We start from the raw sequence: 25635 nt of genomic DNA, 5'->3' as shown, positions 1-25635 counted from the left end.
CGGCGAATCACGGCTACTCTGAGCGCCCATGGCCCGGTACATCTTCATCACCGGCGGCGTGGTCTCCTCTCTTGGTAAAGGTCTCGCGTCCGCCGCGCTTGGCGCCCTGTTGCAGGCGCGCGGCTACAAGGTCCGTCTGAGGAAACTCGACCCCTATCTCAACGTCGATCCGGGGACGATGAGCCCCTACCAGCACGGCGAGGTCTTCGTGACCGACGACGGGGCCGAGACCGACCTCGACCTCGGCCACTACGAGCGCTTCACGGGCGTCTCGGCCACCCGCGCCGACAACATCACGACGGGCCAGATCTACAAGACGATCATCGAGAAGGAGCGCCGCGGCGACTACCTCGGCGCGACGGTCCAGGTCATTCCGCACGTCACCGGCGAGATCAAGGACTTCGTCCTCTCCGATCCCGGCCCGGATGTGGACTTCGTGCTGATCGAGGTCGGCGGCACGGTGGGCGACATCGAGGGCCTGCCGTTCTTCGAGGCGATCCGCCAGCTGGGCCAGGAGCTGCCCCGCGGGCACGCCTGCTACATCCACCTGACGCTGCTGCCGTTCATCAAGACGGCCGGCGAGATGAAGACCAAGCCGACCCAGCACTCGGTGAAGGAGCTGCGCTCGATCGGCATCCAGCCCGACATCCTGCTGTGCCGGACCGAGTTCCCGATCCCCGAGGGCGAGCGGCGCAAGATCGCCCAGTTCTGCAACGTGCGCCCCAGCGCCGTCATCCAGGCGATGGACAGCGCCAACATCTACGCCGTGCCGTTGGACTATCACCACGAGGGACTCGACACCGAGGTGCTCGACGTCTTCGGCCTGCTGGACCAGGCGCCGAAGCCTGACCTGACCCGCTGGGAAGAGATCTCCCACCGCCTGAGCCACCCCGACGGCGAGGTGAACATCGCCATCGTCGGCAAGTATACGGGCCTGACCGACGCCTACAAATCGCTGGTCGAGGCGCTGGTCCACGGCGGCGTGGCCAACAACGTCCGGGTCAAGTTCGACTGGATCGAGGGCGAGGCCTTCGAGAAGGACGAGGACCTGATCGCCGTGCGTCTGGCCAACGTCCACGGCGTGCTGGTCCCGGGGGCCTTCGGCGAGCGCGGCTCGGAGGGGATGATCCGGGCCGTCCAGTTCGCCCGCGAGCACCAGATCCCGTACTTCGGCATCTGCTTCGGCATGCAGATGGCGATGATCGAGGCGGCCCGGAACCTGGCCGGCATCCGGCAAGCTTCGTCCACCGAGTTCGGCCCGACCTCCGAGCCCATCGTCGGCCTGATGACCGAGTGGACCCGGGGGAACGAGAAGCAGGTCCGCGCCGAGGGGGGCGAGCTGGGCGGCACCATGCGCTGCGGCGCCTATGACGCCGTGCTGGCCCCCGGATCGCGGGTGGCCGAGATCTACGGCTCGACCGCCATCCAGGAGCGCCATCGCCACCGCTACGAGGTGAACATCGGCTACCGCGAGCGGATCGAGGCCACGGGCCTGAAGTTCACCGGCCTGTCGCCCGACGGCCAGCTGCCCGAGATCTGCGAGCGGGCGGACCATCCCTGGTTCGTCGGCGTGCAGTACCACCCGGAGCTGAAGAGCCGGCCGTTCGACCCGCACCCGCTGTTCGCCAGCTTCATCGGCGCGGCCAAGGAGCGGAGCCGGCTGGTCTAGGCCAGGCCCCTTTCGCGCAGCAGGGCCTCCTCGTCGCCCGACACCCAGCCGAAGATCCTGGGTCCCTCGTCGGTCAAGCGTACGAAGTAGGTCACCTCGAAGTCGATATCGGTCTGCGAGCCGTCCTTGCGGCGGTAGCGGGCGCGCCAGCTGACCTTGGCTGTCGCGTGCCGGTCGTCGATAGGCGTGACCGCGACGTCGCGGAGCGTCATGGCCTGGGCGCCTGTGGCCCGGTAGTGATCGTAGCCGGCCCTCATCGCCTCGACGAGCGAGGCGTCGTTCCGCCCCGTCGCGACCCCTTGGGGCCCGGCGGCGATGAACTCGGGCGTGAAGAGGGCGCCCGCGTCCTCGGGCGCCGCCTCGCCGTGCAGGCCGCGGTTGAAGTTGTCCTCGTGGCGGCGGAAGAGGGCGTGGATCTCGGCTTCCATGGTTTCACTCCAACGAGCGTGGGCCGGCAGGGGCTGCATTGGGAGGAACCCGAGGCGGGCGCTTGATCCGAAGCGGCGTTTCATGCATACACCGCCGCTCACGTCGGCGGCCTCACTCGGCCGCCGCAGTCATTTCGAGATTTCCGATGGCCGTTCCCAAGAGAAAAACCTCGCCCTCGCGGCGGAACATGCGTCGCTCGCACCACGCGCTGGGCCCGAACGCCTATCACGAAGACAAGGAAACGGGCGAGCTGAAGCGCCCGCACCACGTCGACCTGAAGACCGGCATGTACAAAGGCCGCCAGGTCCTGACGCCGAAGGAAGACTAAGCCTCATCCGAGGCAGCGATTCCGCGCGGCCCCGTCTGGCGACAGGCGGGGCCGTTCGCATGCGCGCTACTGGCTCCGCCCGCGGGCCTGCACCTTCTCGCGGCGGGCGGCGACCATCTCGGGCGTGACCTCGACGTTGTGCGCGAGCGAGCGCTCGTGCTCCAGCTTGAGCCCCTCGGCCAGGGTCGTCTCGTAGCCGTCGTCGATCATCGCCTTGTATCCGACCAGCATGTCGGCCTCGATGTCGGCCATCTGCCGGGCCAGGGTCAGCGCGGCCTCCATCAGCTCGCCGGGTTCGACGACGCGGTTCGCAAGGCCCCATTCGTAGGCGGTTCTGGCGTCGAGGAAGTTGCCGGTCAGCGACAGTTCCTTGGCCCGATAGGGGCCGATCACGCGCGACAGCTTCTGCGACAGCCCCCAGCCGGGGGTGATCCCGACCCGCGCGTGGGTGTCGGCGAAACGGGCGTTGGTCGAGCAGATCAGCACGTCACAGGCCAGCGCCACCTCGAAGCCGCCGGTGATCGCCACGCCGTTGATCGCGCCGATGATCGGCTTGCGGGTGGCCAGCAGCGCGCGGGCGGGGTTCTCGGCCGGGTCCGTCGTGTTGGCCGCGCCCATGCCCAACGGATCGGACGACAGCTCCTTCAGGTCGAGCCCGGCCGTGAACGCCCGCTCGCCCGCGCCGGTCAGGACGATCACCTTCACCTCGGGGTCGGCGTCCAGCTCGACCATGGCCTGCCGCAGCGCCTGGCGCAGGGCCTTCGACAGGGCGTTCATCGCCTCGGGCCGGTTGAGGGTGACGACGGCGACCCCGTCGAACGGCTTTTCCACCAGCAGCATGATCTTCCTCCCTTGGCGTCCCGGCATGACCGGCCGACGCCGCGGCAAGTCAACCGGGGAAGTCAAGTTGCCCCTGTCGCGGAAGGTGGCTAAGGCTCGCGCGCCGCAACACCCGAGGGAGCTCCATGACCGAGATCGTCGACATCACCGCCCGTGAGATCCTGGACAGCCGGGGCAACCCGACCGTCGAGGTCGACGTGATCCTCGAGGACGGCGCCATGGGCCGTGCGGCGGTGCCCTCGGGCGCCTCGACCGGGGCCCACGAGGCCGTGGAGAAGCGCGACGGCGACAAGGCCCGCTACCTCGGCAAGGGCGTGCGGCAGGCCGTCGATGCGGTGAACGGCGAGATCTATGACGCGCTGTCAGGCTCGGACGCCGAGGACCAGCGCCGCATCGACCGGATGCTGATCGAGCTGGACGGCACGCCGAACAAGAGCCGCCTGGGCGCCAACGCCATCCTGGGCGTCAGCCTGGCCACGGCCAAGGCGGCGGCCAGCAGTTCGGCCCTGCCGCTCTACAAGTACGTGGGCGGCGTCTCGGCCCGCATCCTGCCGGTGCCGATGATGAACATCATCAACGGCGGCGCCCACGCCGACAATCCGATCGACATCCAGGAGTTCATGATCCTGCCGACCGGCGCCGAGACCTTCTCGGAAGCCCTGCGCATGGGCGCCGAGATCTTCCACGCGCTGAAGAAGCAGCTGAAGGACGCGGGCCACAACACCAACGTCGGGGACGAGGGCGGCTTCGCTCCCAACATCGGCTCGGCCGAGGAGGCGCTGGCCTTCATCGTCAAGGCGGGCGAGGGCGCGGGCTACCGCTGCGGCGAGGACTTCCACCTGGGCCTCGACGTGGCCTCCACCGAGTTCTTCAAGAACGGCAAGTACGTGATGGAGGGCGAGGGCAAGACGGTCGATCCCGCCGGCATGGTCGAGTACCTGGCGGGCCTCGTCTCCAAGTTCCCGATCGTCACCATCGAGGACGGCTGTGCCGAGGACGACTTCGACGGCTGGAAGATCCTGACCGAGCGCCTGGGCGGCAAGGTCCAGCTCGTGGGCGACGACCTGTTCGTCACCAACCCGGAGCGCCTGGCCGTGGGAATCGAGAAGGGTCTGGCCAACTCGATCCTCGTGAAGGTCAACCAGATCGGCACGCTGTCCGAGACCCTGGACGCCGTCGATATGGCCCACCGCAACAGCTACACGGCGGTGATGAGCCACCGCTCGGGCGAGACCGAGGATTCCACGATCGCGGACCTCTCAGTCGCCACCAACTGCGGTCAGATCAAGACCGGATCGCTGGCCCGCTCGGACCGTACGGCCAAGTACAACCAGCTGCTCCGCATCGAGGAGGAGCTGGGCGACCAGGCGATCTACGCCGGCCGCCGGGCGCTGCGGGCGCTCTAGCGGCGCTCGTCGCCGGGCGGACCCTGATAGTCCGGGCCGTAGACCGCGGCCCGGATGTCTCGGTGCAGGGTCCCGTCGAACGGGGCCGTCTGGACGAAGAACACCGCCGCCAGGCGGTTGGCGGGATCGACCCAGAACAGCGTCGACTGCGCGCCGTCCCAGAAGAACTCCCCCACCGCGCCGCGATTCTCCTGCGGACTTTTCGGCCGCGCGGTGCGGACGGCGAAATCGAAGCCGAAGCCCACCTGGCCCTTGCTGGGCAGGAAGTGGCGGCGGGCGATGCGCGGGTCGAGGTGATCGGTCGCCATCAGCCGGACCGTCGAGGACCGCAGGATTCGCACCCCCTCCAGCTCACCGTCATTCAGCAGCATGCGGGCGAAGCGCATGTAGTCGTCGATGGGCCCGGCGAGGCCGGCGCCGCCCATGGTCAGCCGCTTGGGCGCGAAGTTGAGCGCGCGCGTCCGCGCGTCGTCCTGCCGCTCGAGGGTCTCGTTCCGGCGGACGTAGGTGGCGGCGAGCCGGCCGAGGCGTTCGGGCGGGTGGGTCCAGGCGGTCTCGCGCATGCCCAGCGGGTCCAGCACATGGGTGCGCACGTAGGTTTCGAACGGCACGCCCGACAGCCGTTCGACCAGCAGCGCCTGGACGTCGACGGCGGCGCTGTAGCGCCACTCCGCCCCCGGTTCGAACAGGAGCGGCAGGCCCGCGATGCGGCGGCCGGCCTCCGCCAGGTCGTTCTGCAGATTCAGCGGGTCGGCGGTCCGGAACCGCGGGTCGTCGCCGTAGCCGAAGCCGGCGGTGTGGCGCAGGATGTCCCGCACAAGGACCGGTCTGGCGGGAGGGGTGAGCGACCCGTTAGGCTGCAGCACCTGCAGCGCGGCGAACTCGGGCAGGTGCTGCGCCAGCGGATCGTCGAGGCCGAAGCGGCCCTGTTCCCAGAGCTGCATCAGGGCGACGCCGGTCACCGGCTTGGTCATGGAGTAGATCTGCACGAGCGTGTCGCGCGCCATCGACCGGTCCGCCTCGCGGTCGGCGAATCCGGCGGCGCCGAAGTAACGCTCGGCGCCGTCCTGCCAGACGAGGGCCGACACGCCCGCGGCCCGGCCGCTCGCCACCATCTGCGCCAGAGCCTCGTCGATGCGGGCGGTGTCGAGGCGGACCGGCTCGGCCGCGACGAAGGATCCAGGCAGCAGCATCAGCGCCGCGCCGAGCAGCGCGATCAGGGTCCTGAGCATGATGGCCTCCCCACTTCCCGGCGAGCGTTCCGCAGCTTCGCCGTGCGGTCAATCGGATTGGGACCGGTACCAGTCCCGCGTGGTTAGCCGCCCATTAAGCAAGATGGGCGAGAAGAGCCGGTTCCTCCGAGGGAATCGCGTCCTGTGCTCGCCCGCCTCCGCCCGTACCTGTCGACCGCGGCCCTCGCCCTGCTGATCTTCTATTTCGCGTTCCATGCCTTCACGGGCGAGGGCGGTCTGCTGCGCTCGAACCAGCGCGGGGAGACGCTGCTGGCGAAGCAGCGCGAGCTCTCGCAGGTGCGCGCCAAGCGGGAGGACCTGGAGGCCCGCGCCCAGCTTCTGCGCGACCAGAGCCTTTCGGCCGACCTGTTGGAGGAAAGGGCGCGCTCTCTGCTAGGCTTTGCTGACCCAAGGGACTATGTGATCCGCATGAAGCCCTAGCACCCCGTCGCGGGTTCTATCGGCTACCTGCAAAGGATCACGGAGAGACGCATGGCGCGCGGGCAGACCGGTGAGGCCGGTCGGCGAAAAGCCAATGGGGCGGACGGGCGATCGGCCGCCGACAAGGACGAGCTTCTCAAGTTCTACAGGGACATGCTGCTGATCCGCCGCTTCGAGGAGCGTGCAGGCCAGCTTTACGGCATGGGCCTGATCGGCGGCTTCTGCCACCTCTACATCGGCCAGGAGGCGATCGCGGTCGGCGTCCAGGCGATCAAGCAGCCGGGCGACCAGGTGATCACCGGCTACCGCGACCACGGCCACATGCTGGCCTGCGGCATGGACCCGCGCGAGGTCATGGCCGAGCTGACCGGCCGGGCCGGCGGCTCGTCCAAGGGCAAGGGCGGCTCGATGCACATGTTCTCGACCGAGGCCGACTTCTACGGCGGCCATGGCATCGTGGGGGCGCAGGTCAGCCTCGGCACCGGCCTGGCGCTGGCCAACAAGTACCGCGACAACGGCAAGGTCAGCTTCACCTACTTCGGGGACGGCGCGGCCAACCAGGGGCAGGTCTACGAGAGCTTCAACATGGCCGAGCTCTGGAGCCTGCCGGTCGTCTACGTGATCGAGAACAACCAGTACGCCATGGGCACGGCGGTGGAGCGGTCGTCGTCCGAGACCGAGCTGTTCCGGCGCGGCGCGTCGTTCAAGATCCCTGGCGAGCAGGTCGACGGCATGGACGTGCTGGCGGTGAAGGCCGCCGCGGCCAAGGCGGCCGAGCACGCCCGCTCGGGGAACGGCCCCTACATCCTCGAGATGAAGACCTACCGCTACCGCGGCCACTCCATGAGCGACCCGGCCAAGTACCGGACCCGCGAGGAGGTGGACGAGGTCCGCAAGACCCGCGATCCGATCGACCACGTCGAGGAGCTGCTGGAGAAGCACGGCTGGGCCGACGAGGCGTCGCTGAAGGCGATCGACGCCGAGGTGAAGAAGATCGTCGCCGACGCGGCGGAGTTCGCCCGCACCAGCCCCGAACCCGACCCGTCCGAACTCTACACCGACGTCTACACCGACGCTTCCCAGGGGGCGGCCCAATGACCGACATCCTGATGCCGGCCCTGTCGCCCACCATGGAGGAGGGCACCCTCGCCAAGTGGCACGTGAAGCCGGGCGACAAGGTGCGCTCCGGCGACGTGATCGCCGAGATCGAAACCGACAAGGCGACCATGGAGGTCGAGGCCGTGGACGACGGCGTCGTGGCCGAGATCCTGGTGCCGGAAGGCTCGCAGGAGGTGAAGGTCAACACTCCGATCGCCCGCCTGCAGGGCGAGGACGGAACCGCGCAGCCCTCCAAGGCCCCCTCCAAGACCGAGGCGGCGCAGACCGAAGCCGTCCAGACCGACACCATCGCGGAAAAGCCGTTCCGGAAGGAGCCCTCGGGCGACGAGGAGAAGAAGGGCCCCTCCGAGGCCAAGGGCGAGCGCCCCGAGGGCGAGGGCCCCGCGGCGGTGACGCCCGACCGGCCGCTGGCCGATCCCGAGATCCCCGAGGGCGTCCAGCTCGTGAAGCAGACGGTCCGCGACGCCCTGCGCGACGCCATGGCCGAGGAGATGCGCCGCGATCCCGACGTCTTCCTGATGGGCGAGGAAGTCGCCCAGTACCAGGGCGCCTACAAGGTCAGCCGCGGGCTGCTGGACGAGTTCGGCGATCGCCGGGTGATCGACACGCCGATCACCGAGCACGGCTTCGCCGGCCTGGGCGTCGGCGCCGGCATGGCCGGGCTGAAGCCGATCGTCGAGTTCATGACCTTCAACTTCGCGATGCAGGCGATTGATCAGATTATCAATTCCGCCGCGAAGACCCTTTACATGTCGGGCGGCCAGCTGAAGACCTCGGTCGTCTTCCGCGGGCCCAACGGCGCGGCCGCCCGGGTGGCGGCGCAGCACAGCCAGGACTACGCGGCCTGGTACGCCCACGTGCCGGGCCTGAAGGTGATCGCGCCCTACGACGCCGCCGACGCCAAGGGCCTCCTCAAGGCCGCGATCCGGGATCCGAACCCCGTGGTCTTCCTCGAGCACGAGATGCTCTACGGCCAGGAGTTCGACGTGCCCGAGGGGATCGACTGGGTCGTGCCGATCGGCAAGGCCAAGGTCCGCCGGCCGGGCAAGGACGTGACGATCGTCGGCTACTCGCGCATGGTCGGCCTGGCCCTCAAGGCCGCCGAGGAGCTCGCCGCCGAGGGCATCGAGGCCGAGGTCATCGACCTGCGCACCCTGCGCCCGCTGGACCACGAGACGGTCGTCGAGAGCGTGAAGAAGACCAACCGCCTGGTCACCGTCGAGGAAGGCTGGGGCCCGATGGGCGTCGGCGCCGAGGTGGCGGCCCGCGTGGTGGAGCACGCCTTCGACTGGCTGGACGCCCCGCCTGCGCGGGTGTGCCAGGAGGACGTGCCGCTGCCCTACGCGGCGAACCTCGAGGCCCTGTCGCTGCCGTCCGTCGAGCGGATCGTGAAGGCCGCCAAGGCGGTCTCGTACCGATGAGCGGCTCGCCCTTCGAGTGGCGCGCCGGCGGATGCCACTGCGGCGGCGTCCGCTTCGAGGTCGCCCTGCCGGACCGGGTCGAGGCCCAGGCCTGCAACTGCTCGATCTGCGCCAAGACCGGCTTCGTGCACATCATCGTGCCCGAGAGCCGCTTCCGCATCGTCAAGGGCGCCGATAGGCTGGCCGAATACACCTTCAACAGCCGGGTGGCGAAGCACCTCTTCTGCGCCGAATGCGGCGTGAAGAGCTTCTACCGCCCCAGGTCCAACCCCGACGGCTGGAGCGTCAACGCCCGGTGCCTCGATACGGTCGAGGGACTGGAGATCGCGATCGAAGCCTTCGACGGCCAGAACTGGGAGGCGAACGCCGCCGGCCTGGCCCATCTGTCCAAGGAACCCGCATGACGGACATCCTCATGCCCGCCCTGTCTCCGACCATGGAGGAGGGCACCCTCGCCAAATGGCACGTGAAGCAGGGCGACGCCGTCCGCTCGGGCGACGTCATCGCCGAGATCGAGACCGACAAGGCCACCATGGAGGTCGAGGCGGTCGACGAAGGCGTCGTCTCCGAGATCCTGGTGCCGGAAGGAACCGAGGGCGTGAAGGTGAACACGCCCATCGCCCGCCTGGGCGGCGAAGGCGAGGCGGCCGCTCCGGCGCCGCAGCCGAAGGCCGAGGCGCCGAAGCCCGCGCCGACCCCCGAGAGCGACGGCGCCCGCGCCGCCCGCGAGGAGAAGACCGAGGCCGCGGCCAAAACTCCGGCCCAGGCTCCCGCGCCGGCCCCCTCGCCGGCCAGGGCGCAGGACGGCTCGCGGATCTTCGCCTCGCCTCTTGCCCGCCGGCTGGCCGAGCAGAAGGGCGTCGACCTCTCGGCGGTGAAGGGCACCGGGCCGCACGGCCGGATCGTCAAGGCCGACATCGAGCAAGCCCGGCCTGGCGAGACCAAGCCCGGTGAAGCGAAGGCGCCGGCGGCCCAGCCGACCGCTGCGCCCTCGGCGGCGCGCGCCGAACCGCGCCCGGCGGCGAGCCTGGAGCAGATGGGTATCGCGCCCGGCAGCTACGACCTCATCCCGCTGGACGGCATGCGCAAGACCGTCGCCCGGCGGATGACCGACAGCTTCCGGGACGTGCCGCACTTCCCGCTGACCATCGACCTCGAGATCGACGGCCTGCTGGCCGCCCGCGCCCGGATCAACGCTTTGCTCGAGAAGGAAGGCGTGAAAGTCAGCGTCAACGACATGGTGATGAAGGCCGCGGCCGTGGCCCTGAAGCGCGTGCCCGAGGCGAACGCCTCCTACACGCCCGAGGGCATCGCCATGCACCACCACGCCGACATCGCCATGGCCGTGGCGGTCCCGGGGGGCCTGATCACGCCGATCATCCGCAAGGCCGAGACCAAGGGCCTGGCGCAGATCGCCACCGAGGCCAAGGACCTGGCCGAGCGGGCGCGGAACAAGAAGCTGAAGCCCGAGGAATTCCAAGGCGGCACCTTCAGCGTCTCCAATCTCGGGATGTTCGGCATCAAGACGTTCTCCTCGATCCTCAACGAGCCGCAGGGCTGCATCCTGTCGGTCGGCGCGGGCGAGAAGCGGCCCGTGGTGCGCGGCGACAAGCTGGAGATCGCCACGCTGATGTCCGTGACCCTGACCTGCGACCACCGGGTCGTGGACGGGGCGACCGGCGCGCGCTGGCTGCAGGCGTTCAAGGCGCTGATCGAAGAGCCGCTGACGATGATCGTCTAGGCGGGAGGGTCCGGGATGGCTTCCATCTACGACTTCACCGCCGAGACCATCGACGGCGCGCCGGCGCCGCTCGCGGACCACCGCGGCAAGGTGCTGCTGATCGTGAACACCGCCAGCAAGTGCGGCTTCACGCGCCAGTACGAGGGGCTGGAGGCGCTCTACCGCCGCTATCGCGACCGCGGCCTGGTGATCCTCGGCTTCCCCTGCAACCAGTTCGGCGCGCAGGAGCCGGGCGATGCTGAGGAGATCAGGTCCTTCTGCTCGCTCACCTACGAGGTCGACTTCCCGCTGATGCGGAAGATCGATGTGAACGGCCCGACGGCCCATCCCCTCTACGCCTTCCTCAAGAAGGAGAAGAAGGGCGTGCTGGGCACCGAGGCCATCAAGTGGAACTTCACCAAGTTCCTCGTGGACCGGTCGGGGAAGGTCGTGGACCGCTTCGCCCCCACCGTTGAACCCAAGGCGCTGGAAGGCGCGATCGAGGCTTTGCTCTGATGGCTGATGCGTTCGACGTCGTTGTGATCGGCTCTGGCCCCGGCGGCTACGTCACCGCCATCCGCGCCTCGCAGCTGGGCTTCAAGACCGCCATCGTGGAGCGGGCCGAGCTGGGCGGCATCTGCCTGAACTGGGGCTGCATCCCCACCAAGGCGCTGCTGAAGTCCGGCGAGGTCTACGAACAGCTCGACCACCTGAAGGACTACGGCCTGTCGGTGGAGAAGCGCGGCTTCGATTTCGAGGCCGTGGTCCAGCGGTCCCGCAAGGTCGCCGCCCAGATGAATTCGGGCGTCACCTTCCTGATGAAGAAGCACAAGATCGAGGTGGTGCAGGGGACGGCGCGGCTGGAGAAGGGCTCGCCTGCGCCGACGGTCGTGGTCGGCCAGCGCAAGCTGACCGCCAAGCATGTGATCCTGGCCACCGGCGCGCGGGCGCGCACCGTCCCCGCCGTCGGCCTGGAGCCGGACGGCGAGCGGGTCTGGACCTACCGCGAGGCCCTGGTCCCCAAGGCTGCCCCCAAGTCGCTGGTGGTCGTCGGCTCCGGCGCCATCGGCATGGAGTTCGCCAGCTTCTACAGGGCCTTGGGCTCGGAAGTTACGGTGATCGAGATGATGCCGCGCATCCTCCCGGTGGAGGACGAGGAGATCTCCAAGACCGCCCGCAAGGCCTTCGAGAAGCGGGGCATCAGGTTCCGCGTGCCGGCCAACGTGAAGAAGCTGACCAAGGGCAAGGGCGGCGTCAGCCTGGAGATCGAGGCCGACGGCAAGGCCGAGACCCTGCAGGCCGACGTCTGCATCGTGGCCATCGGGATCGTCGGCAACGTCGAGGACCTCGGCCTTGAGGCCCTCGGTGTGAAGATCGAGAAGACCCACGTGGTCACCGACAAGCACGGGGCCACCGGCGTGCCCGGCCTCTACGCCATCGGCGACGTGGCCGGCCCGCCTTGGCTGGCCCACAAGGCGAGCCACGAGGGCGTCCACTGCATCGAGCACATCGCCGGCCTGAAGCCCACGAACCTGACCGCGCCGATTCCGGGCTGCACCTACACCACGCCGCAGATCGCCTCGGTGGGCCTGACCGAGGCCCAGGCGAAGGAACAGGGGCTGGAGCCCAAGGTCGGCCGCTTCCCGTTCCGGGTGAACGGCAAGGCGGTGGCGGCCGGCGAGCCTGACGGCCTGGTGAAGACCATCTTCGACGGCAAGACCGGCGCGCTGATCGGCGCCCACATGGTCGGCCATGAGGTCACCGAGATGATCCAGGGCTTCGCCATGGCGATGACGCTGGAGGCCACCGAGGCCGAGATCCAGGCGACGGTCTTCCCGCACCCGACCATGAGCGAGGCCATGCACGAGGCCGCGCTCGACGCCTACGGGCGGGTTCTGCACATCTGACGCTGCTTCCCTCCCTTGAACGGGAGGGAGGACTTACGCCGCCCGCCGCAGCTCGGCTTCCACGATCCTCTGGAGCGCCACGTAGTCGGTCTTGCCGGTCCCGAGGACGGGGATCTCCGGGACCTTGATGATCCGACGCGGCACGGCCAGTTCGGGCGCGCCTGCCTTCTGGGCGTGGGCCAGCAGGGGCGCCGCCTCGGCGTCCCGCCGGTCGGTGACCAGGATCAGGCGTTCGCCCTTCTTGGCGTCGGGCACGGCCACCACGGCGTGGCGGCAGTCAGGCCACACGGCCGCGGCTAGGTCCTCGGCGGCGGTCAGCGAGACCATCTCGCCGCCGACCTTGGCGAAGCGCTTCACCCGGCCGAGGATCTTCACCCAGCCGTCGTCGGTGATGGAGACCACGTCGCCGGTGTCGTGCCAGCCGCCCGCGGGCGGGTCGATGCCGCCGTCGGGCCGCAGGTAGCCGGCCATGACGTTGGGCCCGCGCACCAGCAGCTTGCCGCCGCCGGGGATGCCCTCCACCGGCTCCAGCTTCGTCTCCATGCCGGGCAGGAGGCCGCCCACGGTGCCGCGGCGGTTGTCGGTGGGCTTGTTCACCGCGATCACCGGCGAGGCCTCGGTGGCCCCGTAGCCCTCCAGCAACGGGATCGGCCCGAACTTCTCGGCGATCAGGTTGTGGGTCTCGTCGCGCACCTTCTCGGCCCCGCAGACGACGAAGTTCAGGCCCGCCAGCTCGTCGGAGTCGGCGGCGCGGGCGTACTGGTTCACGAAGGTGTCGGTGGCCAGCAGCACCGCCGCCTTGGAGTCCTTGATCAGCGGCGGGATCTGCTTGGTGTGCAGGGGCGAGGGGTACTGGAACGCCTTCATGCCCGTCAGGATCGGCAGCAGGACCCCGCCGGTCAGGCCGAAGACGTGGAAGATCGGCAGCGGGTTGAAGAACACCCAGTTCGGATCGAGCGCGATGTGCGTCGCGATCTGCCGGCAGTTGGCCACGAGGTTCGCATGGGTCAGGACCACCCCGCGCGGCGCGCCGAAGCTGCCCGAGGTGAAGAGGATCACGCCGGGGTCCGACGGCGCCACGGAGGCCCGGAACTGCTTCGGCAGGGCGCCGGCGGCCGCCGCATACAGCTTGTCGGGCAGGCCGATGGTGGCGCGGACGTCCTCCAGGTAGGTGATCTGCGCCCGGTCCTCGAGCGCGTCGATCAGGTCGTGCAGCTTGCCCTGCTCGACGAAGCGGTGGGAGGTCAGCACCCGCTTCACGCCGGCCAGATCGCAGGCCGCCTTCAGGTTCCGGATCCCGGCCGTGAAGTTCAGCATGGTGGGGACGCGCCCGAAGGCGTGCAGGGCGAAGAACGTGACAACGCCGCCCGCGCTGGACGGCAGCATCACGCCCACGCGCTCGCCCTTTCTCGTCAGGCCCGACAGCTTGCGCCCGAGGGCGAAGGAGGCCCGGATCAGGTCGGTGTAGGTGAGGGGGTTGCGCTCCTGGTCCTCCAGGATCGGCTTCTTGGCCCCGTGGGTCTTCGCCGCGTCGATGAGGGCGTCGAAGACGGAAGACTGCGCCTGGGCGCTGTCGAACGAACGCAAGGGCGTACGCTCCCGGACTGTTCTCGTTGGCTCGGGAACCTATCGGTCGGACTTTAAAATGAAAAGATCGGTTACAGAGCGTGAACGCCGCAGCCTGCGGCCATCCTCCGCTTGATCCCGGCGCTCTGACGGACGATCTAGGGGCCATGGCCGTGGTCATCGACACCGTAGGCGCGCGTCCGCGCCACCCCGAGAAGCAGGCGAACCCCGACACGCCGGTCCTCCGAAAGCCGGAATGGCTGCGGGTGAGGGCGCCGGGCTCGGCGAACTACATGGCCACGCGCGAGGTGGTGAAGTCCAACCGCCTGGTCACGGTGTGCGAGGAGGCCGGCTGCCCCAACATCGGCGAGTGCTGGGACAAGAGCCACGCCACCTTCATGATCATGGGCGAGGTCTGCACGCGGGCCTGCGCCTTCTGCAACGTGGCGACGGGCAAGCCTCTGGCGCTCGACCCGGACGAGCCGGCGCGCGTGGGCGAGGCCACGGCCAAGATGGGGCTCAAGCACGTCGTGGTCACCTCGGTCGACCGCGACGACCTGGCCGACGGGGGCGCCTGGCACTTCGTCGAGACGATCCGGGCGATCCGCGCCGCGTCGCCGGCGACCACCATCGAGATCCTGACGCCGGACTTCGCCCGCAAGCCGGTCGCCGCCCTTGAGTCGGTGATCGACGCCCGGCCCGACGTCTTCAACCACAACCTCGAGACCGTGCCGCGGCTCTACCTGTCGATCCGCCCCGGCGCCCGCTACTACCACTCGCTGCGCCTGCTGGAGCGGGTGAAGGAGCGCGACCCTACCCAGTTCACCAAGTCCGGCATCATGGTCGGCCTCGGCGAGAGCAAGGAGGAGGTCATGCAGGTGATGGACGACATGCGCTCGGCCGGCGTCGACTTCATCACCATCGGCCAGTACCTGCAGCCGACCCGCAAGCACGCCCCGATCGACCGGTTCGTGCACCCGGACGAGTTCCGCGCGTTGGAGGAGATCGCCCGCGCGAAAGGCTTCCTGATGGTTTCGGCCAGCCCGCTCACCCGCTCGTCGCATCACGCCGGCGAGGACTTCGCCCGCCTGCAGGCCGCGCGCCTCGCCAAGGAATCGGCGGCCTAGGGCTTGCGGCACCACGTCTCCAAGGCGCTGCCCTATACGCCCGACCAGCTCTTCCAGCTGGTGGGGGACGTCGATCGCTACCCGGAGTTTGTACCCTGGGTCACGGCCCTGCGGACCTGGAACGCCCGCACGCTCAGCGAAGGCGTGGACAGCCTCGACGCCGAGGCCGCCGTCGGTTTCTCGTTCCTGAAGGAGCGTTTCGCCACCCGCGTCCGCCGCGACACGCTGAACCGGCAGATCGACGTCAGCCTGCTGTCGGGCCCGTTCCGGAAGCTGGTGAACCGCTGGCGCTTCATCGATGCGGGCCACGGCTGCACGCGCGTGGAGTTCGACATCGAGTTCCAGTTCAAGTCTCGCCTGCTGGAGGGCCTGCTGCGGGCGAACTTCCACCATGCGGTCGAGCGGCTGATGGGCTGCTTCGAGGCCCGCGCGGAGGCCCTCTATGGCAAGGCGCAGCCCGAGATTTCGCCCGGCTGAACCGCTGGCTACCGTGGCGAGCCCCTAGGCCAGCCGGTCCCTCAGCGCCTGAAGCGCCGCCTGCACCGCGGCCAGCTGGATCTCCTCGCGGGTCTCGAACGCGAACAGCTCCTGGCGGTGCATGATCCGCTCGTTGGAGCGCGCGGTGGCGATGTGGACCGTTCCGACCGGCTTCATCGGCGTGCCGCCGCCGGGACCCGCCACGCCGGTGATCGCCACGGCGAGGTGGGCGTTGGAGGCCTCGAGCGCGCCTTCCGCCATCATCCGCGCCACCGGCTCGGACACCGCGCCCAGGTCGGCGATCAGGTCGCCCGGCACGCCCAGCAACTCCTGCTTGGCCCGGTTGGAGTAGGTGACGAACCCGCGCTCGAAGACGTCGGAGGCCCCGGCGATCGAGCAGATCGCCCCGGCGACCAGGCCGCCGGTGCAGCTTTCCGCCGTGACGATTCTCAGGGATCGTTGCCGCGCCTCGTCGATCAGGAGCCGGGCGAGGGTGACGATCTCCAAGGAAAACATCGGCGCACGTCCCCTTAACCGCTAATGCTCGACCACAAGCATTCCAGCCCCGCTTCGATCAAGGCCTAACGACGACATGACCACGCTCGCCGCCGGGACCCGCCGGGCCTATGCGCCGCCGGCCCTGTTCGCCGTGACGACCTTTTCCAGCGCCGCGCTGGTCTTCCTGGTCCAGCCGATGGTGGCCAAGCTGGTCCTGCCGCTGCTGGGCGGGAGCCCCTCGGTGTGGAACACCAGCATGGCGTTCTTCCAGCTGGCCCTGCTGGTCGGCTACTTCTACGCCCACGCCCTGCAGAGGATAGCCTCGGTCGGCCGGCAGGTGGTCGTGCACTGCGCCGCCCTGCTGGTCGCCGCCGCGGCCCTGCCGCTGCGGGTGAACGAATGGGTCGGCGCGCCCTCGTCGGAGCACCCGAACCTGTGGCTGCTGGCGGTGCTGGCGCTGTCCATCGGCGCCCCCTTCGCCATCCTCTCGGCCACCGCCCCGCTGGTCCAGGCCTGGTACGCCCGCACGGTGGGCCAGGCCGAGGGCAAGGAGCCCTATGTCCTCTACGCCGCCAGCAACCTGGGCAGCCTGCTGGCGCTGCTGGCCTATCCGCTGGTCGTGGAACCCGCCTTCTCGCTGTGGGGCCAGCGCTACGGCTGGAGCGCCGGCTACCTGGGCTTCCTGCTGCTGATGGCGACCCTCGGGCTGCTGGTGACGCGGGTCCGCGCCGCCGCGCCCGCGGCGCCGCCCCGAGCTGTCGCCCCCGCGAGCTGGAGCGACCGGCTGGCGTGGATCGGCCTGGCCGCCATCCCGGCCAGCCTGATGCTGGGGGTGACCACCCACATCACCACGGACGTGGCCTCGGCGCCGTTCCTGTGGGTGCTGCCCCTGGCGCTCTACCTGCTCACCTTCATCATCGCCTTCCAGGCCAGGCCCGCCATCTCGCCCGCGCTCACGCTGGTGCTGCAGGCGGCGGCGGTGGCGGCCTGCGCGGCCCTGCTGCCGTTCCGCTCGACGTTCTTCGCGCTGCAGTTCGGGGTGCACCTGATCGCGTTCTTCCTGACCGCGCTGATGTGCCACCAGCGGCTGGTGGCGCGCCGGCCCGACCCGGCGCACCTGACCGAATTCTACCTGTGCCTCTCGATCGGCGGGGTCGTCGGCGGCGCGTTCAACGCCTTCGTGGCGCCGGTCGTCTTCACCAACGTCTGGGAGTACCCGCTGGTGCTGGCGCTCTCGTGCCTGGCGCGCCCCTGGGGACGGCTCGACAAGGTCCCGCCGGGCCAATGGGTGCTGCTGGTGGTGGGCGTGCTGGCGGCGGCCGCCACGCCGGTGGCCGTCACCTTCGCCCAGGGCAACCTCTCCACCGCCAGCGTGGTGGGGGCGTTCGACCAGTCCGAACTGTTCGACCTGGGCATGAAGACCCTGCTGATCCTGGCGGTGATCTGCGCCTTCCTCGTGCGGCGCCGGGCCCTGTTCTTCTTCCTGGTGATCGGCGTGCTGTCGTTCGCCGCCGAGGCCGCCGCCGACCGCACCGACGTGCGCCAGAGCTGGCGCAGCTTCTTCGGCGTGATGCGCCAGTCCCAGACCTACGTCTCCTCGCTGGGCGGGGAGGTGAAGATGCTGGCGCACGGGACCACGCTGCACGGCGCCCAGGCGCTGAATCCGGCGTACCGCTGCAACCCGCTCGTCTACTACACGCCGCGCACGCCGATCGGTCAGGTCTTCACGGGCCTGCAGGGCGCGCGTGCGGCGATGCGCATCGGCGCCGTGGGCCTCGGCACCGGCTCGGTCGCAGCCTATGCGCGCGCGGGCGACCACCTGACGTTCTTCGAGATCGATCCGCTGGTGGTGCGGGTCTCGAGCGATCCGGCGCACTTCAGCTACACGACCGAGTGCGCGAAGGGGCGGGTGGACTATGTCATCGGCGACGCCCGGCTCACCCTGTCCCGGCAGCCGCCGGCGACCTTCGACCTGCTGCTGATCGACGCCTTCTCGTCCGACGCCGTGCCGGCCCACCTGCTGACCGTCGAGGCGGTGCAGACCTACCTCGAGCGGCTGACGCCCGACGGGGTGCTGATCCTGCACCTGTCGAACCGCAACCTCGACCTGATGGGACCGGCCCAGGCCGTGGCCAGGGCCGCGGGCGGCTACGCCCTGGCGCAGAACTACCGCCCCGACGAGGACCCGCAGGGCAGCTGGGAGTCGGCCGAGGACGTGGTGATCGTGGCGAAGAACCGCGCGGCGCTCGCCGCGTTCGAGGCCGATCCGCGCTGGACCCGCGCCAATCCGTTCCTGGCCCGGCCCTGGCGCGACGACTACACGAACCTGGCCGGGGCGCTCTACGCCAACCTCAAGACCCGCTGGACCTGGCTGCCGTAGCCGTCAGGGCGGGCATTCGACCGCGACGACGGCCTGGGCCATCAGGCCTTCCTCGCGGCCGGTGAAGCCCATGCCCTCGGTCGTGGTGGCCTTCACGCTGACCCGCTCGACCGGCAGGCCCAGCAGTTCGGCGATCCGGGCCCGCATGGCGTCGCGGTGCGGCCGGATCTTCGGGCGTTCGCAGACGAGCGTCACGTCGGCGTTGAGGATCCGCCCGCCGGCCGCGCCCACCAGGTCCACCGCATGCTTCAGGAACCGGTCGGAGGAGGCGCCCTTCCACCGCGGGTCCGAGGGCGGGAAGTGCTCGCCGATGTCCCCCTGGGCGATCGCGCCCAGCACCGCATCGGTGAGCGCGTGGAGGCCGCAATCCGCGTCGGAATGGCCCACGAGCCCCAGGTCGTGCTGGATGCGGACGCCGCACAGCCAGACGACTTCGCCGGGGCCGAAGCGGTGGGCGTCGATCCCTTGGCCCATGCGGACGATGCGGCGGCCGCCGGCCAGTTGTTCGGCCATCAGGAAGTCCTGCGGATAGGTCAGCTTCATCAGCAGCGGATCGCCGGGGACCATGGCCACCGAGCCGCCGGCCCGCTCCATGACCGAGGCGTCGTCGGTCGGCTCTTCGCCCGTGGGCCAGAGGCGGTAGGCCGCCTTCAGCTTGCCGGTCCGGAACGCCTGGGGCGTCTGGGCACGCCAGAGCCCGTCGCGGGAGACCGTCTCGTCCACCAGACCGTCGCCGCGCTTCAGCGTGTCGGGGACGGGCAGGGCGGGGATCGCGCCGTCGGAGACCTCCAGCGCCTTCAGCAGGCGGTCGACATGCTCCTTCGTCACGAAGGGTCGCGCGGCGTCGTGGATCAGCACCGGTTGGGTCCGGCCGGCGGTGATCGCCGCCAACCCGGCCTGCACCGACTCGGCCCGGGTCTTGCCGCCGGTGACGGCGCGCCAGCCGACCAGCCCCGCCAGGGCCTCGTCCACCTGCGTCAGGCGATCGTGGGCGACCACGACCACGACCTCGCGCGCGCCGGCCGACAGCAGGCCCTCCACCGACCAGCGCACGAGCGCCCGTCCGCCCAGGGTGCGCCAGGCCTTGGGTTCGCCCGGACCGGCCCTCAGACCGGCCCCCGCCGCCACGACAACAGCCGAGAAACTCATGGCGTCGGTCTAAGGGACTGCGGCGCTTTCTTCCAGCTTTACGGCGCCGCACAAATTGCCTAAAAACACAGCGTCGGGGATGATTAGAAAATGAGCACCATGCTCAAGATCGGCGGAGTCGAGGTCGGCGGGCGGGCGTGGATCGCGCCCATGACCGGCGTGTCCGACCTGCCGTTCCGAAAGGCCGCCAGCGCCCAGGGCGCGGCCTATGTGGCGACCGAGATGGTCGCGTGCGCCGAGTTCTCGAAGGGCCGGCCCGACGTGGTCCGACGCGCGGCGGTGGGCGAGGGCCTGCCTTTGATGGTCGTCCAGCTCGTCGGCCGCGATCCCGAACACATCCGGCAAGGCGCGCGCCTCGCCGCCCAGGCCGGCGCGCAGATCGTCGACCTCAACTTCGGCTGTCCGGCCAAGGAGGTCACCGGCGTCCTCTCGGGCTCGGCCCTGATGCGGGAGCCCGAGCTGGCCGCCCGCCTGATGGCCGCCGCGGTCGAGGCGGTGGACGTGCCGGTGACCGTCAAGATGCGCCTGGGCTGGGACGACGCCTCGCGGAACGCCCCCGAGATCGCCGCGGCCGCCGAGGCGATCGGCGTCCAGGCGGTGACGGTCCACGGCCGCACGCGCTGCCAGTTCTACAAGGGCGCCGCCGACTGGAGCGCCGTCCGGGCGGTGAAGGCGGCGGTGTCCATCCCGGTGATCGTCAACGGCGACATCGTGGATGGGACCACGGCCAAGGCGGCCCTGGCGGCCTCGGGCGCGGACGCCGTGATGGTCGGCCGCGGAGTCTACGGCAAGCCTTGGGTCGCGGCGCAGATCGAGGCCGAGCTGGCGGGGCGCCGCTTCGAGGAGCCGGATGCTCCGGCGCGGCTGGAGATCGCCCTCAGCCACTTCCGCGAGAGCCTGAAGTTCTACGGCGACCGCCTGGGCCTGCGGATCTTCCGCAAGCATCTGGCGAGCTACATCGAAAACGCCCCCTGGCCCGCCGATCCGCAGGCCAGGCGAGAAGCGCGCGCGGCCCTGTGCCGCCTGGAGGACGCCTCTGAAGTGGAGCGGGGCCTGAAGGCCCTGTGGGGCGCTTCGGAGAGATTGGCGGCATGAACGGAAACACGAGGACGCACCCCAAGGGGATAGATCCCGACGCCCTGAAGGCGGCGGCGTTCGACCTCAGTCCCGACCCTTCGCTGGTGGTCAGCGCCGACGGCGCGCTGGTGGCGGTCAACGAGGCGGCCGAGGCGCTGTTCGGCCAGGGCCTGGGTCTGCTGGCCCGAGGGCGCTTCCGCGCCGCCCTGCCGCCGGGCTCGGCGCTGGTCTCGCTGCTGAACCGGGCCATCGACGAGGGCGCCCGGGTTCGGGAGCGCGGCGTGCATATCAGCCTGTTCGGCCTGCCGGCGTTCGAGGCCGACGGCGCGGCGGCCCCGCTCGGCGACGGCTCGGTCCTGCTGACCCTGACCGTCAAGACGGGCCTGGGCGTCGAGCGCGGCCCGCAGGAGGCGGCGGGGCTGCGCTCGCTGGTGGGCCTCGGCCGCATGCTGGCGCACGAGATCAAGAACCCGTTGGCGGGCATCCGCGGCGCGGCCCAGCTGCTGAAGGCCGGCGCCAAGGCCGAGGACGCGCCCCTGGCTCAATTGATCGTCGACGAGACCGACCGCGTCCGGCGGCTCGTGGACCGCATGGAGGCGTTCTCGGACGACGCGCTGCCGTCGCTGAGCCCGCTCAACATCCACCAGATCCTCGACCGGGTGCGGGCGCTGGCCGCCAACGGCGTGGCCGACGGCCTGACGCTGAAGGAGAAGTACGACCCCTCGCTGCCGCCGGTGCTCGGCGACGAGGACCAGCTGATCCAGGTCTTCCTGAACCTCGTGAAGAACGCCGCCGAGGCGGCCCACGCCCGCGGCGACGGCCGCGGCGAGATCTCGATCCACACCGCCTACCGCCATGGCGTGCGGGTGCGCTCGGCGAGCGGCCAGTCCCTGCGAGGGGCGCCGCTCGAGGTCCGCATCCAGGACAACGGCCCCGGCGTGCCCGAGCACATCCGCGAGAGCCTGTTCCAGCCCTTCGTCAGCTCCAAGGCGAACGGGGCCGGGCTGGGCCTCGCTCTGGTCGCCAAGCTGGTCGCCGGCCACGGCGGCCTGATCGATTTCGAATCCGAGCCGGGCCGCACCGTCTTCCGGGTGCTGCTCCCCATCGCCGCGCCCGAGGACCTGCCCGCATGAACGCCGCGTCGAAGAAGATCCTGATCGCCGACGACGATTCCTCGATCCGGCTCGTGCTCAGCCAGGCGTTCACGCGGCTGGGCTACCAGGTCCGGGCCACCGGCAACGCCACCACGCTCCTGAAGTGGGTTTCCGACGGGGAGGGCGACCTCGTCGTCACCGACGTCGTGATGCCTGACGAGAACGTCTTCGATGTCCTGCCGCGCATCCGCAAGCAGCGGCCGAAGCTGCCCGTGATCGTGATGAGCGCCCAGAACAACCTGATCACTGCCGTGAACGCAGCCGAGGTCGGCGCCTTCGAATATGTGCCCAAGCCCTTCGATCTCGACGACATGACCTCGGCCGCCCGCCGGGCCCTGTCGCGCCCGGCCGATTCCGAGGCCTCCAAGGCCCAGGCGCGGGCCGTGCGCGACGACCGCCTGCCGCTGATCGGCCGCTCGGCGCCGATGCAGGAGGTCTACCGGACCATCGCCCGGCTCGTCGGCGCGGATCTGACGGTGCTGATCACCGGCGAGAGCGGCACCGGCAAGGAACTGGTCGCCCGCGCCCTGCACGACATGGGCCGCCGCCGCGACGGCAAGTTCGTGGTCATCAACCTGGCCGCCACGCCCCGCGAGCGCGTCGAGGCCGAGCTGTTCGGCAAGGAGGACGGCGACCACGGCAAGCTGGTCGAGGCCGACGGCGGGACGCTGTTCCTGGACGAGATCGGCGACATGCCGCTCGACGCCCAGACCCGCCTCCTGCGGGTGATCGACGGCTCGGAGCCGACGGTGAATCCCAAGACCGGCCGCCGGCCGAACATGCGGATCATCGCCGCCACCAACCGCGACCTGCGGGCGCTGATCCAGCAGGGTCTGTTCCGCGAGGACCTGTTCTTCCGCCTGAACGTCGCCCCGCTGCGCCTGCCGCCCCTTCGCGACCGGGTCGAGGACATCCCGGACCTGGCGCGGGCCTTCCTGCTGCGCGCCAACCGCGAGGGCCTGCCCGCCAAGACCATCGATTCGGGCGCCCTGGAGCGCCTCAAGCGCCATCCCTGGCCGGGGAACGTGCGCGAGCTCGAGAACCTGGTGCGCCGGATCTGCGCCCTTTACGGCGAGGACCTGATCTCGGCGCGGATCATCGAGCGCGAGCTGGCCGACCAGCAGCCGGTCGTCCAGGGGCAGGAGGGGCCGGCCACCCTGGCCCAGCTCGTCGAGCAGAAGCTCTCGACCTATTTCGCCGACCAGCCGGACGGCATTCCCCCGCCGGGCCTCTACGATCGCGTGCTGGAGGAGGTGGAGCGGCCGCTGATCCAGCTCACGCTCGCCGCCACGCGGGGCAACCAGGTCCGGGCGGCGGAGATCCTGGGCCTCAACCGCAACACCCTGCGCAAGAAGATCCAGGACCTGGGCGTGGAGATGAGCCGCGGCCGTCGCTGACGGCTGTGTGAAGCATCGGCGCAACATAGCTGTTGAGTTCGGAGCACAGTCCCTTAGGCTCCCGACGCAATGGCGTTGCCTATCAACCCCGCGTTCGCGCCCCAGGCGCTGGCCTGGATGCGCCGCACGCTGCAGTCCAAGGTGGTGCTCGGCGTCGGCTACGGGGTGGCCGTCGGCCTGACGGTGCTGGCCATCATCCTGGCCGCCTCGCCGCCGCAGACGGGGCCGCTGGGGCCCGCCAGCCGGCTGATCTTGACCCTGCTGGGCCTGAACCTGATCCTCATCCTGCTGCTGATCGCGGCGGTGGGCCTGAGGATCATGGAGCTGGTCCGGGCCCGCGCCGAGGACGCCGGGGCGCGCCTGCACGTCCGCTTCGTCCGCCTGTTCGCCCTGGCGGCGGTCGTGCCGGCGGCCGTGGTGTTCATCTTCTACGGCGTGCTGGTCAGCCGGGGCGTCGAGAACTGGTTCAGCGCGCGGGTCCAGACGGTCGTCGAGACCTCGGCCACCGTGCTTCGGACCTATGTGGACGAGCAGATCCAGTACATCCGCGACCACGTCACGCCGATGGCCGCCGACCTCAACCGCGAGGCCGACGCCCTGCAGGAGAACCCCGGGCAGGTCAGCAGCTACCTGGGCGCGCTGGCGTCGTATCACGCGTTCTCGGCGGCCTATCTGGTGGACGGCCGCGGCCGGGTGCTGGCCAGGGCCGAAAGCGACGAGGCGCCGCCCTTCACGCCGCCCTCGGCCGCCAGCTTCGAAGCCGCCGACACCGGCGAGATCTACATTCCCGACTTCACCGGCGGCGACGTCATGCGGGCGGTCTACCGCCTGAACGCCTACGAGGACCTCTACCTCTACATCGCCCGGCCGCTGCGGGAGGGGATCGTCGTCAACCTCCGCAACGCCGAGGGCTCGCTCGTCTCGTACCGCGACGTGGCCCAGAACCGCGAGCGCATCCAGGCGATCTTCGTCCTGAGCTACGCCGAGACGGCGCTGCTGGTGCTGGTTGGGGCGGTGTGGCTGGGGCTGGGCGCCGCCAACGCGCTGTCAGCGCCCATCGCCCGGCTGGTGCAGGCCGCGGGACGGGTGGCCGGCGGCGACCTCAGCGCCCGGGTGGACGCCGAGTCCGACCCGGACGAGATCGCGGTGTTGTCCCGCGCTTTCAACAGCATGACGCATGATCTTCAGGCCCAGCAGGAGGCGCTGAAGCGCGCCGGCGACGAGGCCGAGAGCCGGCGCCAGTTCATCGAGACCGTGCTGGCGGAGGTGAGCGCCGGGGTGATCGGCCTGGACCGCAAGGGCCGCATCTCGGTGGCCAACCGCCAGGCGGCGCTGCTGCTCGACCTGCCGGGCGACCACGGCCGGGGCCGCCGCCTCGCCGACGTGGCGCCCGAGTTCGCCGAGCTCGCCGCCGGGGCGGGCCGGGGCGGCGAGGCCGAGGAGGAGATCGACGTCGTCCGCGGGCGCGAGAACCGCCGGCTGCGCGTGCGCGCCAGCCAGAGCGAGGGCGGGCTCGTGCTGACTTTCGACGACATCACCCGCCTGGTCGCCGCCCAGCGCAACGCCGCCTGGCGCGACGTGGCGCGGCGCATCGCCCACGAGATCAAGAACCCGCTGACCCCGATCCAGCTCTCGGCCGAACGCCTGCGGAAGAAGTACCGCAAGGACATCGCCGACGCCGAGCTCGAGACCTTCGACCGCTGCACCGACACCATCGTGCGGCAGGTGGGCGACATCGGCCGCATGGTGGACGAGTTCTCGGCCTTCGCCCGGATGCCGGCGCCGAAGTTCGCCAAGGCCGACGCCAGCGAGCTGCTGCGGGCCGCCGTGTTCGCCCAGCGGGTGGCGAGCCCCGACATCTCGGTCGAGCTGGAGGAGCCGGCGCCGGACGCCATGCTCCTGGCGGACAGCCGCATGATCGCCCAGGCGCTGACCAACGTACTCAAGAACGCGGCCGAGGCGGTGGAGGCCCGGCGGGCCCGGACGCCGAAGCTCAAGGGCCGGATCGTCGCGCGCCTGGCGGCCGACGACGGGCAGGTGGCGTTCGAGGTCGAGGACAACGGCGTCGGCCTGCCGGCCAAGGACCGCGACCGCCTGACCGAACCCTATGTGACGACGCGGGAGAAGGGCACGGGCCTTGGCCTCGCGATCGTGAAGCGAATCCTGGAAGACCACGGCGGCGAGCTGGAGCTCGCCGACGCGCGGAGCGGGCAGGGGGCCCTGGCCACCCTTCGCCTGCCGGCGGCGAGCGCCGCGCGCGTCGAGGCTACGGCCGTCGCCGCGACGACGTGAGAAGGC

The 25635-nt window shown here is 70.2% G+C and carries 23 protein-coding genes; 17 read left to right on the top strand and 6 right to left on the bottom strand.

From position 1 onward, the window contains the following. Positions 1 to 28 precede the first annotated feature (28 nt). The gene (locus tag PHZ_RS09645) at positions 29 to 1669 is read left to right on the top strand and encodes a CTP synthase (RefSeq protein ID WP_012522304.1); all 1641 of its coding nucleotides are present in this window, start codon (positions 29 to 31) and stop codon (positions 1667 to 1669) included. Here the strand turns inward: PHZ_RS09645 and PHZ_RS09640 are convergent. After that, positions 1666 to 2097: a DUF4440 domain-containing protein gene (locus PHZ_RS09640; RefSeq protein ID WP_012522303.1), complete on the bottom strand. Its 432-nt coding sequence runs from the start codon at positions 2095 to 2097 to the stop codon at positions 1666 to 1668. The genes PHZ_RS09645 and PHZ_RS09640 overlap by 4 nt on opposite strands. A gap of 146 nt (positions 2098 to 2243) precedes the next feature. Here PHZ_RS09640 and rpmF point away from each other — a divergent pair, with 146 nt between their 5' ends. Next, on the top strand, positions 2244 to 2426 hold the full coding sequence (gene rpmF, locus PHZ_RS09635; RefSeq protein ID WP_041373400.1) for a 50S ribosomal protein L32: 183 nt from the start codon (positions 2244 to 2246) through the stop codon (positions 2424 to 2426). A 66-nt stretch (positions 2427 to 2492) separates the two neighbouring features. On the opposite strand, the gene PHZ_RS09630 is transcribed toward rpmF, so the two are convergent. Next, complete coding sequence (locus PHZ_RS09630) at positions 2493 to 3266, bottom strand: enoyl-CoA hydratase (protein WP_012522301.1); 774 nt, start codon at positions 3264 to 3266, stop codon at positions 2493 to 2495. Between the two features lie 125 nt (positions 3267 to 3391). Between PHZ_RS09630 and eno the strand changes: the two genes are divergently transcribed. Then, a complete protein-coding gene (gene eno, locus PHZ_RS09625) occupies positions 3392 to 4672 on the top strand; it encodes a phosphopyruvate hydratase (protein WP_012522300.1) in 1281 nt (426 codons plus the stop codon). Here the strand turns inward: eno and PHZ_RS09620 are convergent. After that, a complete protein-coding gene (locus PHZ_RS09620; protein WP_012522299.1) occupies positions 4669 to 5904 on the bottom strand; it encodes a serine hydrolase domain-containing protein in 1236 nt (411 codons plus the stop codon). The genes eno and PHZ_RS09620 overlap by 4 nt on opposite strands. 144 nt (positions 5905 to 6048) lie before the next feature. On the opposite strand from PHZ_RS09620, the gene PHZ_RS09615 reads away from it, so the two are divergent. Genes PHZ_RS09615 through lpdA form a run of 7 tightly spaced genes read left to right on the top strand, consistent with a single transcriptional unit; the run spans position 6049 to position 12512 of the window. Continuing rightward, on the top strand, positions 6049 to 6345 hold the full coding sequence (locus PHZ_RS09615) for an FtsB family cell division protein (protein ID WP_012522298.1): 297 nt from the start codon (positions 6049 to 6051) through the stop codon (positions 6343 to 6345). A 51-nt stretch (positions 6346 to 6396) separates the two neighbouring features. Further along, positions 6397 to 7443, top strand: a complete 1047-nt coding sequence (gene pdhA, locus PHZ_RS09610; RefSeq protein ID WP_012522297.1) for a pyruvate dehydrogenase (acetyl-transferring) E1 component subunit alpha — start codon at positions 6397 to 6399, stop codon at positions 7441 to 7443. Continuing rightward, positions 7440 to 8885 (top strand): pyruvate dehydrogenase complex E1 component subunit beta, encoded by a 1446-nt coding sequence (locus tag PHZ_RS09605; RefSeq protein WP_012522296.1) that lies wholly within the window; start codon positions 7440 to 7442, stop codon positions 8883 to 8885. The genes pdhA and PHZ_RS09605 overlap by 4 nt, the downstream gene beginning before the upstream one ends. Further along, entirely contained in the window at positions 8882 to 9289 is a 408-nt protein-coding gene (locus tag PHZ_RS09600; RefSeq protein ID WP_012522295.1) for a GFA family protein, read from the top strand. The genes PHZ_RS09605 and PHZ_RS09600 overlap by 4 nt, the downstream gene beginning before the upstream one ends. Next, a complete protein-coding gene (locus PHZ_RS09595) occupies positions 9286 to 10626 on the top strand; it encodes a pyruvate dehydrogenase complex dihydrolipoamide acetyltransferase (RefSeq protein ID WP_012522294.1) in 1341 nt (446 codons plus the stop codon). The genes PHZ_RS09600 and PHZ_RS09595 overlap by 4 nt, the downstream gene beginning before the upstream one ends. Positions 10627 to 10641: 15 nt before the next feature. Beyond that, positions 10642 to 11121 (top strand): glutathione peroxidase, encoded by a 480-nt coding sequence (locus tag PHZ_RS09590; RefSeq protein WP_012522293.1) that lies wholly within the window; start codon positions 10642 to 10644, stop codon positions 11119 to 11121. Beyond that, positions 11121 to 12512 (top strand): dihydrolipoyl dehydrogenase, encoded by a 1392-nt coding sequence (lpdA, locus tag PHZ_RS09585; RefSeq protein WP_012522292.1) that lies wholly within the window; start codon positions 11121 to 11123, stop codon positions 12510 to 12512. The genes PHZ_RS09590 and lpdA overlap by 1 nt, the downstream gene beginning before the upstream one ends. A 33-nt stretch (positions 12513 to 12545) precedes the next feature. Here lpdA and PHZ_RS09580 read toward each other — a convergent pair whose 3' ends face one another. Further along, complete coding sequence (locus PHZ_RS09580) at positions 12546 to 14099, bottom strand: AMP-binding protein (RefSeq protein ID WP_012522291.1); 1554 nt, start codon at positions 14097 to 14099, stop codon at positions 12546 to 12548. Between the two features lie 146 nt (positions 14100 to 14245). On the opposite strand from PHZ_RS09580, the gene lipA reads away from it, so the two are divergent. Both lipA and PHZ_RS09570 read left to right on the top strand, forming a co-directional pair. Next, positions 14246 to 15205, top strand: coding sequence for a lipoyl synthase (lipA, locus tag PHZ_RS09575; protein ID WP_012522290.1), 960 nt, complete (start codon positions 14246 to 14248; stop codon positions 15203 to 15205). A 3-nt stretch (positions 15206 to 15208) separates the two neighbouring features. Then, positions 15209 to 15682, top strand: a complete 474-nt coding sequence (locus PHZ_RS09570) for a type II toxin-antitoxin system RatA family toxin (protein ID WP_012522289.1) — start codon at positions 15209 to 15211, stop codon at positions 15680 to 15682. 24 nt (positions 15683 to 15706) lie between these two features. On the opposite strand, the gene PHZ_RS09565 is transcribed toward PHZ_RS09570, so the two are convergent. Further along, a complete protein-coding gene (locus tag PHZ_RS09565) occupies positions 15707 to 16198 on the bottom strand; it encodes a CinA family protein (protein ID WP_012522288.1) in 492 nt (163 codons plus the stop codon). A 76-nt stretch (positions 16199 to 16274) separates the two neighbouring features. On the opposite strand from PHZ_RS09565, the gene PHZ_RS09560 reads away from it, so the two are divergent. After that, positions 16275 to 18560, top strand: coding sequence for a spermidine synthase (locus PHZ_RS09560; protein ID WP_012522287.1), 2286 nt, complete (start codon positions 16275 to 16277; stop codon positions 18558 to 18560). Between the two features lie 3 nt (positions 18561 to 18563). Here the strand turns inward: PHZ_RS09560 and PHZ_RS09555 are convergent, their stop codons facing one another. After that, a complete protein-coding gene (locus PHZ_RS09555) occupies positions 18564 to 19709 on the bottom strand; it encodes a bifunctional 2-C-methyl-D-erythritol 4-phosphate cytidylyltransferase/2-C-methyl-D-erythritol 2,4-cyclodiphosphate synthase (RefSeq protein ID WP_012522286.1) in 1146 nt (381 codons plus the stop codon). Between the two features lie 90 nt (positions 19710 to 19799). Here PHZ_RS09555 and dusB point away from each other — a divergent pair, with 90 nt between their 5' ends. From dusB to PHZ_RS09535, 4 genes are all read left to right on the top strand, one after another. Then, entirely contained in the window at positions 19800 to 20804 is a 1005-nt protein-coding gene (gene dusB / locus PHZ_RS09550) for a tRNA dihydrouridine synthase DusB (RefSeq protein ID WP_012522285.1), read from the top strand. Further along, positions 20801 to 21919, top strand: coding sequence for a two-component system sensor histidine kinase NtrB (locus PHZ_RS09545; protein WP_012522284.1), 1119 nt, complete (start codon positions 20801 to 20803; stop codon positions 21917 to 21919). The genes dusB and PHZ_RS09545 overlap by 4 nt, the downstream gene beginning before the upstream one ends. After that, entirely contained in the window at positions 21916 to 23337 is a 1422-nt protein-coding gene (gene ntrC / locus PHZ_RS09540; protein ID WP_012522283.1) for a nitrogen regulation protein NR(I), read from the top strand. The genes PHZ_RS09545 and ntrC overlap by 4 nt, the downstream gene beginning before the upstream one ends. 69 nt (positions 23338 to 23406) lie before the next feature. Then, the gene (locus PHZ_RS09535; RefSeq protein ID WP_049758193.1) at positions 23407 to 25629 is read left to right on the top strand and encodes a sensor histidine kinase NtrY-like; all 2223 of its coding nucleotides are present in this window, start codon (positions 23407 to 23409) and stop codon (positions 25627 to 25629) included. Positions 25630 to 25635: the final 6 nt, after the last annotated feature.

Source organism: Phenylobacterium zucineum HLK1 (genome assembly GCF_000017265.1).
GTDB classification, from domain to species: domain Bacteria; phylum Pseudomonadota; class Alphaproteobacteria; order Caulobacterales; family Caulobacteraceae; genus Phenylobacterium; species Phenylobacterium zucineum.
The sequence above is the reverse complement of the archived record's forward strand: the minus strand, read 5'-3'. Positions and strand labels throughout refer to the sequence as shown.

Bases quoted from the DNA above. Each gene is read 5' to 3' on its own strand.
- PHZ_RS09645 (WP_012522304.1), top strand. From the start codon at position 29: ATGGCCCGGTACATCTTCATCACCGGCGGCGTGGTCTCCTCTCTTGGT.
- PHZ_RS09640 (WP_012522303.1), bottom strand. From the start codon at position 2,097: ATGGAAGCCGAGATCCACGCCCTCTTCCGCCGCCACGAGGACAACTTC.
- rpmF (WP_041373400.1), top strand. From the start codon at position 2,244: ATGGCCGTTCCCAAGAGAAAAACCTCGCCCTCGCGGCGGAACATGCGT.
- PHZ_RS09630 (WP_012522301.1), bottom strand. From the start codon at position 3,266: ATGCTGCTGGTGGAAAAGCCGTTCGACGGGGTCGCCGTCGTCACCCTC.
- eno (WP_012522300.1), top strand. From the start codon at position 3,392: ATGACCGAGATCGTCGACATCACCGCCCGTGAGATCCTGGACAGCCGG.
- PHZ_RS09620 (WP_012522299.1), bottom strand. From the start codon at position 5,904: ATGCTCAGGACCCTGATCGCGCTGCTCGGCGCGGCGCTGATGCTGCTG.
- pdhA (WP_012522297.1), top strand. From the start codon at position 6,397: ATGGCGCGCGGGCAGACCGGTGAGGCCGGTCGGCGAAAAGCCAATGGG.
- PHZ_RS09605 (WP_012522296.1), top strand. From the start codon at position 7,440: ATGACCGACATCCTGATGCCGGCCCTGTCGCCCACCATGGAGGAGGGC.
- PHZ_RS09600 (WP_012522295.1), top strand. From the start codon at position 8,882: ATGAGCGGCTCGCCCTTCGAGTGGCGCGCCGGCGGATGCCACTGCGGC.
- PHZ_RS09595 (WP_012522294.1), top strand. From the start codon at position 9,286: ATGACGGACATCCTCATGCCCGCCCTGTCTCCGACCATGGAGGAGGGC.
- PHZ_RS09590 (WP_012522293.1), top strand. From the start codon at position 10,642: ATGGCTTCCATCTACGACTTCACCGCCGAGACCATCGACGGCGCGCCG.
- lpdA (WP_012522292.1), top strand. From the start codon at position 11,121: ATGGCTGATGCGTTCGACGTCGTTGTGATCGGCTCTGGCCCCGGCGGC.
- lipA (WP_012522290.1), top strand. From the start codon at position 14,246: ATGGCCGTGGTCATCGACACCGTAGGCGCGCGTCCGCGCCACCCCGAG.
- PHZ_RS09565 (WP_012522288.1), bottom strand. From the start codon at position 16,198: ATGTTTTCCTTGGAGATCGTCACCCTCGCCCGGCTCCTGATCGACGAG.
- PHZ_RS09560 (WP_012522287.1), top strand. From the start codon at position 16,275: ATGACCACGCTCGCCGCCGGGACCCGCCGGGCCTATGCGCCGCCGGCC.
- PHZ_RS09555 (WP_012522286.1), bottom strand. From the start codon at position 19,709: ATGAGTTTCTCGGCTGTTGTCGTGGCGGCGGGGGCCGGTCTGAGGGCC.
- dusB (WP_012522285.1), top strand. From the start codon at position 19,800: ATGAGCACCATGCTCAAGATCGGCGGAGTCGAGGTCGGCGGGCGGGCG.
- PHZ_RS09545 (WP_012522284.1), top strand. From the start codon at position 20,801: ATGAACGGAAACACGAGGACGCACCCCAAGGGGATAGATCCCGACGCC.
- ntrC (WP_012522283.1), top strand. From the start codon at position 21,916: ATGAACGCCGCGTCGAAGAAGATCCTGATCGCCGACGACGATTCCTCG.
- PHZ_RS09535 (WP_049758193.1), top strand. From the start codon at position 23,407: ATGGCGTTGCCTATCAACCCCGCGTTCGCGCCCCAGGCGCTGGCCTGG.